General features: G+C 62.8%; 8 protein-coding genes. All 8 read left to right on the top strand.

The genetic code is table 11. The features are described from left to right. Positions 1–47: 47 nt before the first annotated feature. The 8 genes from OO258_RS12515 (at position 48) to OO258_RS12480 (ending at position 12,334) form a co-directional block, all read left to right on the top strand. A complete protein-coding gene (locus OO258_RS12515; RefSeq protein ID WP_266030759.1) occupies positions 48–911 on the top strand; it encodes a LysR substrate-binding domain-containing protein in 864 nt (287 codons plus the stop codon). Between the two features lie 57 nt (positions 912–968). Further along, positions 969–2,003: an AraC family transcriptional regulator gene (locus OO258_RS12510; RefSeq protein ID WP_266030758.1), complete on the top strand. Its 1,035-nt coding sequence runs from the start codon at positions 969–971 to the stop codon at positions 2,001–2,003. Between the two features lie 157 nt (positions 2,004–2,160). Beyond that, on the top strand, positions 2,161–6,651 hold the full coding sequence (locus OO258_RS12505; RefSeq protein ID WP_266030757.1) for an NEL-type E3 ubiquitin ligase domain-containing protein: 4,491 nt from the start codon (positions 2,161–2,163) through the stop codon (positions 6,649–6,651). Positions 6,652–6,775: 124 nt separating this feature from the next. Further along, positions 6,776–8,422, top strand: coding sequence for an AMP-binding protein (locus tag OO258_RS12500; RefSeq protein WP_266030756.1), 1,647 nt, complete (start codon positions 6,776–6,778; stop codon positions 8,420–8,422). A 15-nt stretch (positions 8,423–8,437) separates the two neighbouring features. Then, complete coding sequence (locus OO258_RS12495) at positions 8,438–9,205, top strand: SDR family NAD(P)-dependent oxidoreductase (protein WP_110746967.1); 768 nt, start codon at positions 8,438–8,440, stop codon at positions 9,203–9,205. Positions 9,206–9,217: 12 nt separating this feature from the next. After that, positions 9,218–10,411: an acetyl-CoA C-acyltransferase gene (locus tag OO258_RS12490; RefSeq protein ID WP_266030753.1), complete on the top strand. Its 1,194-nt coding sequence runs from the start codon at positions 9,218–9,220 to the stop codon at positions 10,409–10,411. 8 nt (positions 10,412–10,419) lie between these two features. Next, positions 10,420–11,547: an acyl-CoA dehydrogenase gene (locus tag OO258_RS12485; RefSeq protein WP_110746971.1), complete on the top strand. Its 1,128-nt coding sequence runs from the start codon at positions 10,420–10,422 to the stop codon at positions 11,545–11,547. Positions 11,548–11,560: 13 nt separating this feature from the next. Then, a complete protein-coding gene (locus OO258_RS12480; RefSeq protein ID WP_266030752.1) occupies positions 11,561–12,334 on the top strand; it encodes an enoyl-CoA hydratase in 774 nt (257 codons plus the stop codon). Positions 12,335–12,538: the final 204 nt, after the last annotated feature.

Raw genomic sequence — 12,538 nt, 5'->3', positions numbered from 1 at the left:
AATCAAATTGTTTGTTGTTATCCGAGCTATAAGTCAGGCCGATAAATATGAACCTGTTCCAGTTACGTGCCTTCGATGCCGTGGCCCGTGAGGGCAGCTTTACCCGGGCCGCTGCGCGTTTGTTCATCAGCCAGCCGGCGGTGACCGGGCACGTGAAAGCGCTGGAGGAGCACTACCAGATCACCCTGTTGCGGCGCACCGCGCGGCGGGTGGAGTTGACCGAAGAAGGCACTCGCCTGGCAGCCATTACCCGAGCCATGTTCGGTTTGGCCGAAGAAGCCCAGGCCATGCTGGAAGCCAACCGCCAATTGCTCACCGGCCGCCTCGAGGTGGCCGCTGACGGCCCGCATCGGGTCATGCCGATGCTTGCCGTATTGCGCGAGCGCTACCCGGGCATTACCGTCAACCTGCGCCTCGGTAACGCCCAGGAAACCTTGGCTGCGCTGCTTTCCGAGCATGCCGACGTGGCAGTGGTGACCGAGATCGAACCACGCAAAGGCCTGTACTTGCAGAACCTTTGCGAGTCGCGCTTGTGCGCTTTGCTGCCGGCTAGCCACCCTTGGTCGCAGGCGCAAAGCGATTTGCCGTTGGCTGAGCTGCACCAGCAGATCATGGTGTTGCGGGAACCCAGTTCGACGACCCGACGAACGTTCGACAAGGCTTGCAGTGCTGCCGGTGTGCAGCCGCGGGTGCTGCTGGAACTGGATAGCCGCGAGGCCGTGACCGAAGCGGTGGCCGCGGAACTGGGGATTGGCGTGGTGTCGTCGACGGAGGTGGCCAATGACCCGCGCGTGGTGGCCCGGCCCTTGGCGGGTCGGGGGCTGCTCAACCAGCACATGGTCGGGTGCCTGGAGCGGCGCAAGGAATTACGCTTGATCCAGGCGTTCCTCGGCCTGGCCTCCGCCCTGTGATGGCTGTTTTCAGCGGGGCAGCCTAAGATGGCCGGCACTGGGCCGACAGGATCGTCGATGAGCTATAAAGACACCATTTCCATGCAGCTTGTGCGTGAGGCGTTGTTGCAGACATGCCCCGCCGGTGAGCCCGATACCCGCCTGCTGGCCCGTGCCGGCATTGCAGTCGGGGAACTGAACCTGCCCGAGGCGCGGGTAAGTGCCGAGTCTTATGCCCGGCTATGGCGTTTGCTGGCGCAGCGCTGCAACGACGAATTCTTTGCCATGGACCCGCGCGGCTTGCGCAGCGGCAGCCTGGCGTTCATGTGCCGGGCCAGCATGGGCCAGCCGACATTGGGCGCAGGCCTCGAAACCGCGCTGGCATTCCTGTCGCTGATGCTCGAGGACCTGCAGCCGAGCCTGGTGCGTCAGCAGGGCCTGGCCGAAATTGTCATCAACGAACCGCGTGACACGCCGCGACGGGCATTCACTTATTTCACCTTCTGGATGATCGTGCATGGCGTGGCGTGCTGGCTGGCCGGGCGGCGCATCCCTATCCTGGCCATTGACCTGCGCTGCGCCGAGCCGCCGTTCTGTGACGATTATCGGGTGATGTTTTCGGAAAACCTGTGCTTCGAGCGCCCGCGTACGCGCATGATCATCGCGGCTGATTGCCTGGACCTGCCGCTAAAACGTAGCGAAGAGGAGTTGCAGCGGTTTCTTGCCGGTGCGCCCGACAATATCCTGGTGAAATACCGTGACCCCGCCAGCCTGGCGCGGCGCATCCGCGATCAGTTGCGGCGCATGGACCCGGCCGGCTGGCCGGATGCCGAAGCCGTGGCCGGTGGGCTGTGCATCTCTCTTTCAACCTTGCGTCGGCGCCTGGCGGAGGAGGGGCAAACCTACCAGGGGCTCAAGGACAGCGTACGCCGCGAGCAGGCCATTGCCTGGTTGTCCGACCCCGCCGTGGGCCTTGGCGAAATCGCCGAGCGGTTGGGCTTTGCCGACAGCAGCTCGTTCTACAAGGCGTTTCGCAAGTGGTTCAGTTGCAATCCGGGGCATTACCGAAGCCTGGTGCTGGGGCGACAAGCGCCCGCAGCGGAACAGCCCTGATACGCGATGAAGCTGCGCTGAAAATTGCCTTGCCTGACCTTCCTCTCCAGGCGTTTCATGCAGGCCCTGGGGCCGGTGGCTGAGGTTCCCCCTGATGACGGCGTGTATCAGCTGACAGAGTGGGTGTTTCCCATGTCAACGAAGATCGCCCTCCACCATGGCCAACCCCACCGAAGCCCCTAGTGCCCAGACCCCGACACGCGCCAGCGCAACCGACGCCTTCATTGGCAAGCTGCTGCCCGAATGGTTGCGTGCAGCAACCCCGCAACAAATCAAACGCCTGCGCAACCTGTTCAAGGAACACAAGGCCGGGCAGGACAACGTACGCGCAGCCACTCGGGGGCTTGTCCCGCTACAAACCTTCGCCTTGGACAAGCTTGGCACGTTGCTCAAGGGCCGGCTGCCCGCGGGCAGCAAACTGAACGAGCTTGAGTGGCTTGAACCCGAGGGCGAGGTGGTTAGCGACGGCTTTCTCGGTTTTTCCCTGGGGACGATCGAGGTGCGCCAATCCGCGCTGCTGCGCCTGATGCAGAACTTTCCCAGCGGCGCCACGCCGCTACGCGGTGAGTTTGTGGTCAACGGCGGGCGCAAGGTGCTCTATCGCGCCGACGATGCCTTTGTGAAAGCGTGCAGGGATCTGGACACTGGCAGGTTGTATCAAACCCTGATTGATCAAACCTTCAACGCTCAAACGTGCAAGCTGCTTGTCGCGGAAAAGCGGGCGGGGCTCCGGCTGGCTGCTGAGCTGGCAGTGATCCAGGGTGACCTGGACGCGCAGGTGTGTGCGGCGCTGGCCGAGGTGGCGGATGCCCAGCACAGTGAGGGCCGGCACCTGCAAGGTTACCCAGGGTTGTTGACCGTGCTCGGCAAGCCTGTGGCAGATGCCTTGGTGATCCCGTTGCGTGACGTAGCAGGTGAGGCAAGTGGCTGGGTCCTCTATCTTCCCAGCGACCCGTCGCAGGCCCTGCATCACTTCCTCACGCTGGGGCAGATGCATCAGGCCATGGTCAAGCGGCTGAATGCACCTGAATACCAGAAATACTTTATCCAGTTGATTGCGCTTGAGGACCGTCAAGACTTCGTCCAGCTGCTTCAGACACGTCTCAAAGACCCAGAGCCTGACCTGCAGATGGATGGCACGACTGGCCAGGGTGACGTGTTTGTACGGCTGGTCGCGCAGCAAGTAGAACGGATAAAAAGCGACGCCAGCTTGCTGTTGGTGCCGCTGGCACAAGCGGATGCACGGGCGGCCAAACAGCGCCAGGCAAGCTGGAAGTCGCTGGGCTGGGACGTGGCCAATCTGGCCGGCATGTTTGTCCCTGTGGTGGGGGAGTTGCTGCTGGGGCGAATGCTGGTACAAACCGTTTCCGAGGTCTACGAGGGTGTGACGGACTGGGCGTACGGACACCAGCATGAAGCGCTGGAGCACCTGCTTGGTGTGGCTGAGACCTTCGCCCAGGTTGCGGTGACGGGTGCAGTGATCGGCGCTACCGGCCACTTTGTGCGCAGCCGCTTTGTCGATGGCCTTGAGCCGGTGAGGCTGGACAACGGCCAGCAACGGCTATGGTCCAGCGATCTCACGGTCTACGAGTCGACGCCTGATGAACGCACCCTGGCTGATGATGGCTTGTATGGCAGCGGAACACGCCGCTGGATGCGCAGTGGTGATCGCTACCATGAGGTTCATCGCCCGCAGGCGCAGGTGCCGTGGCGGCTGCGTCATCCCCGCGGTGATGAGGCCTTTGGACCCATAGTGGAGTTCAATGGAGAGCGCAGTTGGCATGTACGGTCGGCGCGCCCGCAGACCTGGGGTGACAGCGCCCGCATGCTCGATACGTTGTGGCCATTACAGGCACCGCTGAGCACCGAACATGCAGAGCAGATCGTACAGATGGCGGGCATTAACAAGGACATACTCCGCGGCCTGATAATTGAGAACCGCCCGCTGCCGGTTACCCTGCGCGAGACCTTGCGGCGGTTCGATGCCAACACCCGTATCGAGGCATTCTTTACATCACTTGGCGATGCATCGGTGGTGGGGGGGGATGCCGAGATCCAGGCGTGGTGCCTGGCCCGGCCGGGAATGGCGGCCTTGGATCCGGCCGCCCTCAAAGCCGCTTTGCTGCAGCAGCAGCCGCAGCTGGAGGGGCCTCTGCTGCAGCATCTGACCCGGATCAGGCTGCCGGATGACCCCGTAGCCAGGTTGGTCAAGCGTGACTTCCCCCACTTGCCTGACGCCTATGTCGCGGAGGTCGTGGCCGAAGCCGATAACGCCCAGGCGAAGCTTTCCGGGCTCGACAAGCTGTCTGTGAAGATGGCGACCAAGGCGCGCTTCTTGTCGCAGCTGGCGCGGCTGGACCGGGCAGTGCAGGGCCTGTTTCTAAGCAGTGCTTACACAGACGAGGCCGGGGAACTGGTGATCAACTTGCTGACGAGGCTGCCCAACTGGCCGTCGCAGCTCGGAGTGGCGTTACGCGACGGCTCGCCCTACGGTCGTTTGCTGACCCGGCTGTCGGCCATGTCGACCGAAGGTGAAACCGTGTCACTGGTCCATGCCAACGGACGTTTTCGCTTGTTCGATGGGCAGGGCTATGAACATTCCGCAGAAGTCGCCGAACCAGGCACGATCTTTCAGGCCCTTGCCGCTCTGCTGACGCCCGAGCAGCTCAGCCGAATGGGGTTGCCCGCTGAGCAGCCTGCCGCGCTATTGCGTGCCAAGCTCCAGGCCTTGGTGCCAGACACGCGCACCGCCCGCCTGCACCTGCTCGGATGGCGTGAGCAAGCCCCGTGGTTCAACCCCGGCCAGCGTTTGACCAATGGCAGGGTTGGCTATCTGTTGAGCGGCCGTGGCGAAGCCGGTACCAGCCTGCAGCAGCTGTTGCGCGCACGCCTGGGGGTACTGTACCGAGGGCTCGGTGACGTCGAGCTCGAGCAAGAGGTCGTACGCCTGCAAGGCTTCGGTGATCAGGCATTCCAGCACCTGCTGGATCTGGAGGATAGCTACAACCGATTGGATCGGGCACTCAACCAATGGCATGGCAGCGAATTGAACGAGGCCCGCCAAACCTGCCGAAAGGTTGTCGCTGACAGCATTCGCAGGGCTTGGCGTTTCCAGGGCGAACAGGTTTACGACAGCGAAGGAAACATCATTGGCCAGCGCCTCAGGCTGGAGGGGCCAAGCATCACGACACTCCCGTCATTGCCGTTGTCGGTGGACTTCCCACGCCTCGTTTCATTAGTGATCAACGACACCGCGCTGACGGTCGTGCCAGTGGACTTCCTGCACGGCCTTACCGCCCTGACCGAGGTGAACCTTGTCGGCAACCAGCTATCTGCAGTACCAATAGGCATCGCCTACCTTATCGAGCTGCGCACCTTGCGCCTGGCTCGTAACAACATTCACCTGAGCTTTAGCACCATCAGCGCAATCAACGGTCTCCCTCGGCTGGAAACGATTGACCTAAGTTACAACCCGTTGGGGCAATACCCCGTGCCCTACAACCAGCTGTCTCATTTACGTGAGCTGGATTTACAGCATTGCCGGCTGAGCGTCTGGCCGAGTGGCCTCGAACTGTGCAGCACACTCGAGAAAGTGAACTTGAGTGGTAATCACCTGAAGGTAATACCGGAAGTTATCCTGAGGATGCCGCAGTACTTTCGCCATATATTCGTGGTGATGCGCAACCCCCTCAGCACCTATGACGTGCAGCGCCTGTATGCCCTCGATGTCATTCTGGAGGAGGGGGCAATGCCTTCGCCATCGTTGAAAGGGCTGCAACGGGCACGTTCGCTTTGGGTGGGGGGTAGCGAGCCCAGCACTTTGCAGGCGCGAGGGCGGCAGTGGGATGAATTGGCAGGCATGCCTGACAGCGTCGGTTTGTTTGCCCTGATTGAGCAGTTGGAACGCACCACCGACTATGTCAACGCCAGCCAGAACTTGCGTGGCAACCTGTGGACGCTGTTGGATGCCGTGTACAGCAATACGGCGTTGCGTACGGAAGTGTTCGCCGAGTTACGCCCCCCGTTCGGCCCGATCAACCGCGTCGTTCGCCGCTTCAGCGATTTGCTCAACCGGGCAGCGATTGCCCAGGCTGAAAACAACACGTCACCTGATCGCGGCAATCAATTGCTTGAGCTTGGGCGGGGCTTGTTCCGGCTGGAGCACGTCGAGCGACGGGCCACTGCCGAAACAGCTCGACGCGCAGGGCTTGGACAGTTTGTTGACGACGATACCATCGACACGATCAACCTGTATTTCCGCATCAAGCTGAGCAAGGTCCTGCAGCTGCCCTTCCAGCCACAGACCATGGATGTCAGCGAAACGGCGGGGGTTAGCGATGCAACCATTGCGCAGGCGTTCCGTCGAGTCAGGGAGGCTGAAACCTTGCCCAACCTGTCGCGTAGTCTGGCCCAGCGCGAGTTTTGGCAGCGGTACCTGCGCGAACGCAGCAGCGAGTATTTCACCAACCTGGAGCGCGTCTATCAGGACCGCGTACAGCGGGTAGAGCAGCAGCGTGCCGAACTTGCCCCCGCTGAATTCACCCAACGCCTTGACGACCTGGCCATCGAACGCGACCAGGACGAGAGAGCCCTGTTGGTGCGCCTGACTCACCAACTGTTATATGGCAAGGAGCGTGGCCAGGCTTGAGGCCGGCAGCGGCCAAACCGGTCATCCAGATTGACAGCTTTGGCCATTGCCGCATGAGGTGCGCGGCGCGAACATCGTCGGACCGATGGTTCCACTCCAACAACAAGAAACCAGGAGTCCGACGATGCGTGATTACGCCGAGGCCGCTCGTTCGTTCGAGCTCAACCAGGCAGCCATTGAAGCGCTGCACGGTAACCTCGCAGCCCTCAATGCCTGTGTAGAATGCTGCGACCGGCACGTTGGCAGCGACCGGCCTGCCTTGATCTGGGAGGGCCGTGACGGTGATACCCAGCGCTACAGTTTTGACCAGCTCCAGGCCTTGGCCACCCGTTTTGCCAATGTGCTGAAGGCGCAAGGCGTGCAGGCTGGCGACAGGGTTGCCGGGCTTATGCCGCGGACCCCTGAGCTATTGGTAACCATCCTTGCCACGTGGCGCCTGGGGGCGGTCTACCAGCCGCTGTTCACGGCCTTCGGTCCCAAGGCCATCGAGCACCGGCTTGAGCAATCCCACGCCAAGGTGGTCGTCACTGACCACGGCAACCGGTGCAAGCTTGACGAAGTCGTGGGCTGCCCGCTTGTCGTTACCGTGGGCGCCGCTGCCGGCGAGCTGGATTTTCATCAGGCTCTGGAGGCCGCTCACAGTGTCTGCGAGCCGGTCATGCGGACGGGTGACGATCCTTTCCTGTTGATGTTCACGTCCGGTACCACGGGCCCGGCCAAGCCGCTGGAGGTCCCGCTGCGTGCAATCGTTGCTTTCCAGGGCTACATGCGCGATGCCATCGACCTGCAGCCAACGGATAACTTCTGGAACCTGGCCGATCCGGGCTGGGCCTATGGGCTGTATTACGCCGTCACCGGCCCGTTGTCGCTGGGCCATGCCACCACCTTCTACGATGGCCCGTTCAGCGTTGACAGCTGCGCGCGGGTCATCGCCAAACTGGGCATCACCAACCTGGCTGGCTCGCCCACCGCGTACCGCATGCTGATTGCTGCTGGCGATGATTTCTCGGCCCCGATCAAGGGCCGTTTACGGGCGGTCAGCAGTGCTGGCGAGCCGCTCAACCCGGAAGTGATCCGCTGGTTCGCCCACGAACTGGGGGTGACCATTCACGATCACTACGGGCAGACCGAACTGGGCATGGTGCTGTGCAATCATCACGGCCTCCAGCACCCGGTGCAGTTGGGCTCGGCCGGCTTTGCCATTCCCGGCCACCGCATTGTGGTGCTGGATGAGCAGGGGCGCGAGCTGCCGGCCGGGCGGCCGGGAATCCTGGCGGTCGACCGCGAACAATCGCCGCTGTGCTGGTTTGGTGGCTACCACGGCCTGCCGACCAAAGCCTTCGTCGGCAAGTACTACCTCAGCGGCGACACCGTAGAGCTGAACCAGGACGGCAGCATCAGCTTCGTCGGGCGCAGCGACGACGTGATCACCACATCCGGTTACCGGGTAGGCCCCTTCGATGTGGAAAGCGCGCTGATCGAGCACCCGGCGGTGATCGAGGCGGCAGTGATCGGCAAGCCGGACCCTGAGCGTACCGAGCTTATCAAGGCCTTCGTGGTCTTGGCCAACGGCTACAACGGCAGTGCCGAACTTGAGGAGACCCTGCGCCAGCATGTGCGCAAGCGTTTATATGCGCATGCCTACCCCCGCGAAATCGAATTCGTCAGCGAGCTACCCAAGACCCCGAGCGGCAAGCTGCAACGCTTCATCCTGCGTAATCAGGAAGTCGCCAAACAACAAGCGCAACAGGCCACCCCTGCCAGCGCCTGAAAGGAAAAACCGATCATGCACATAGCCAACAAACATTTCATCGTCAGCGGCGCCGCCTCCGGGTTGGGCGCCGCTACCGCGCAGATGCTGGTCGAGGCCGGCGCCAAGGTCATGCTGGTCGACCTCAATGCCCAGGCCGTCGAGGCCAAGGCACGCGAACTGGGTGACGGCGCCCGTTTCGCGGTCGCCGATATCAGCGACGAGCAGGCCGCCCAGGCGGCAGTCGATGCCGCGCTCAGCGCCTTTGGTAGCCTTCATGGGCTGATCAATTGCGCCGGTATCGTCGGTGCCGAGAAGGTCTTGGGCAAGCAGGGCCCGCATGGTTTGGCCAGCTTCGCCAAGGTCATCAATGTCAACCTGGTCGGCAGCTTCAACTTGCTGCGCCTGGCCGCAGCAGCCATGGCCGAAGGGGTTGCCGATGAGGGTGGTGAGCGTGGGGTGATCATCAACACGGCCTCCATCGCCGCCTATGACGGCCAGATCGGCCAGGCCGCGTACGCGGCCTCCAAGGGTGCGATCGCCAGCTTGACCTTGCCGGCCGCGCGCGAGCTGGCACGCTTTGGGATCCGCGTCATGACCATTGCCCCGGGAATCTTCGAAACGCCGATGATGGCTGGCATGAGCGACGAGGTGCGCACATCGTTGGCAGCGGGTGTGCCGTTCCCGCCCCGCCTGGGCCGCCCGCAGGAGTACGCGGCGTTGGCTCGCCACATCATCGAGAACAGCATGCTCAACGGCGAGGTGATCCGCCTCGACGGTGCGCTGCGCATGGCTGCCAAGTAAGGAGTAATGGACATGACCCTCGCCAATGATCCGATCGTTATCGTCAGTGCCGTGCGCACGCCCATGGGCGGCCTGCAGGGCGACCTCAAGAGCCTGACCGCGCCGCAACTGGGCAGCGCGGCAATTCGTGGCGCCGTCGAGCGCGCGGGTATCGACGCCGCCAGCGTCGAGCAGGTGCTGTTCGGCTGCGTGCTGCCAGCAGGCCAGGGCCAGGCCCCTGCACGCCAGGCGGCGCTGGGCGCCGGGCTGGGCAAGCACACCACCTGTACCACCCTGAACAAGATGTGTGGCTCAGGCATGCAGGCGGCGATCATGGCCCATGACCTGCTGCTGGCCGGCACGGCCGATGTGGTGGTGGCCGGCGGCATGGAAAGCATGACCAACGCGCCGTACCTGCTGGACAAGGCCCGTGGGGGGTACCGCATGGGGCACGGCAAGATCATCGACCATATGTTCCTGGATGGCCTGGAAGACGCCTATGACAAAGGCCGACTGATGGGCACGTTTGCCGAGGACTGTGCGCAGAGCGGCGCCTTCAGCCGTGAAGCCCAGGACAACTTCGCCATTGCTTCGCTGACCCGGGCGCAGGAAGCGATCAAACACGGCCGTTTCGCCGCTGAGATCGTGCCGGTGCAAGTCACCGAAGGTAAGGAAACGCGCATGGTCACGGATGACGAGCAGCCGCCCAAGGCCCGGCTGGACAAGATTCCGCAGCTCAAACCAGCCTTCCGTGAGGGCGGCACAGTGACTGCCGCCAACTCCAGCTCGATTTCCGATGGTGCTGCGGCGCTGGTGCTGATGCGCCGCTCCGAAGCCGACAGGCGTGGCCTCAAGCCGCTGGCGGTGATCCATGGCCACGCTGCCTTCGCAGACACCCCGGCGCTGTTCCCGACCGCGCCGATCGGCGCTATCGACAAGCTGATGAAGCGGACCGGCTGGAGCCTGGGCGAAGTTGACCTGTTCGAGATCAACGAGGCCTTCGCCGTGGTCACCCTGGCGGCCATGAAGCACCTCGACCTGCCACACGACAAGGTCAACATCCACGGTGGTGCCTGTGCCCTCGGCCACCCGATCGGCGCCTCGGGCGCACGTATTCTGGTGACCTTGCTGTCGGCCCTGCGCCAGAACAACCTGCGCCGTGGCATAGCGGCCATCTGCATTGGCGGTGGCGAAGCCACGGCCATGGCTGTCGAATGCGTGTATTGAGGTGAACCATGCTGGTAACTGATGAGCAACAACAGATCGCCGATGCGGTACGCGCCTTCGCCCAGGAGCGCCTCAAGCCTTTTGCCGAGCAATGGGACAAGGAACACCGCTTTCCGAAAGAGGCCATTGTTGAAATGGCCGAACTGGGCCTGTTCGGCATGCTAGTGCCTGAACAGTGGGGCGGCAGCGATACGGGGTATGTAGCCTACGCCATGGCTCTGGAAGAGATTGCAGCCGGTGATGGTGCCTGCTCGACCATCATGAGCGTGCATAACTCGGTTGGCTGCGTACCGATCCTGCGCTTCGGCACCGAGTCGCAGAAAGAACAGTTCCTCACGCCACTGGCCAGCGGCGCGATGCTCGGCGCCTTTGCCCTGACCGAACCGCAGGCCGGCTCTGACGCCAGCAGCCTGAAGGCTCGCGCACGCCTGGATGGTGACCACTACGTGCTCAGTGGCAGCAAGCAATTCATCACATCGGGGCAGAATGCCGGTGTGGTGATCGTGTTTGCCGTGACCGACCCGAGCGCCGGCAAACGGGGTATCAGCGCGTTCATCGTGCCCACCGACTCGCCTGGCTATCAGGTAGCGCGGGTCGAGGACAAACTCGGCCAGCACGCCTCTGACACCTGCCAGATCGTCTTCGACAATGTGCGGGTACCGGTGGCCAATCGCCTGGGTGCCGAAGGCGAGGGCTACAAGATTGCCCTGGCCAATCTGGAAGGCGGCCGCATCGGTATCGCCTCACAGGCTGTGGGCATGGCCCGTGCGGCATTCGAAGTGGCACGCGACTACGCCAGCGAGCGCCAGAGCTTTGGCAAGGCGCTGATCGAGCACCAGGCAGTGGCCTTCCGCCTGGCCGACATGGCGACGAAAATTGCCGTGGCCCGGCAAATGGTGATGCACGCCGCCGCGCTGCGGGATGCCGGGCGCCCAGCGCTGGTGGAAGCGTCGATGGCCAAGCTGTTTGCCTCGGAAATGGCCGAAAAGGTCTGTTCGGATGCCTTGCAGACCCTGGGCGGTTATGGCTATCTGAGTGACTTCCCGCTGGAGCGGATCTACCGCGACGTTCGGGTTTGCCAGATCTACGAAGGCACCAGCGACATTCAGCGCATGGTCATTGCGCGTAATCTTTGAAGGAGCAGACTGCATGGGATTCGAAACCATCCTGTTGGACATCCACGGAAAGGTCGGCCTGATCACCCTCAACCGCCCACAGGCGCTTAATGCGCTGAATGCGCAGATCGTCGGCGAGATCAATCAGGCCCTCGACCAGCTCGAGCGTGACCCGAACATCGGCTGCGTGGTGCTGACCGGGTCGGCCAAGGCGTTTGCCGCTGGTGCCGATATCAAGGAAATGGCTGAACTGCGGTACCCGCAGATTTACGTCGATGACCTGTTCAGCGATGCCGACCGTATCGCCAACCGCCGCAAGCCGATCATCGCGGCGGTGTCCGGCTTCGCCTTGGGCGGCGGCTGCGAGCTGGCGATGATGTGCGACTTCATCCTTGCGGCTGACAACGCGAAGTTCGGCCAGCCGGAAATCAACCTTGGCGTGTTGCCGGGCATGGGCGGTACCCAGCGGCTGACCCGCGCGGTGGGTAAGGCCAAGTCCATGGAGCTGTGCTTGACGGGGCGTCTGATGGGCGCTGAAGAGGCTGAGCGTGCGGGGCTGGTGGCGCGGATCGTGCCGCAGGCGGAACTGGTGGAAGAGGCGCTGAAAGTGGCGGCGACCATTGCCAGCAAGTCGATTCCGGTGAGCATGATGGTCAAGGAGAGCGTCAACCGCGCGTTTGAGGTTACCCTCAGCGAGGGTGTGCGCTTTGAGCGTCGGGTGTTCCATGCGGCGTTCTCTACCGAAGACCAGAAAGAAGGCATGGCCGCCTTCATCGCCAAGCGCGAGGCACAGTTCAAGGATCGCTGATCAGATCGACTCGTTGCCGTTGCCGTTGCCGTTGCCGTTGCCGTTGCCGTTGTTTTTGCTTTTAAGCGCGCGATAGTCCAGGCGACACAGATTGCGACTTCAGTAGGCCGAGCGAAGGGCATGCGGAGGGAGGTGACGGGCATGGATGCCCGTCAAGCGCTGAGGCCCCATGGATGGGGCCTTCGGCGCGTACTCCCGGGAGCA

This window comes from Pseudomonas sp. DCB_BI, assembly GCF_026240995.1.
GTDB lineage: Bacteria > Pseudomonadota > Gammaproteobacteria > Pseudomonadales > Pseudomonadaceae > Aquipseudomonas.
Note: the sequence above shows the minus strand (reverse complement) of the source record. Positions and strands in the feature narration are given on the sequence as shown.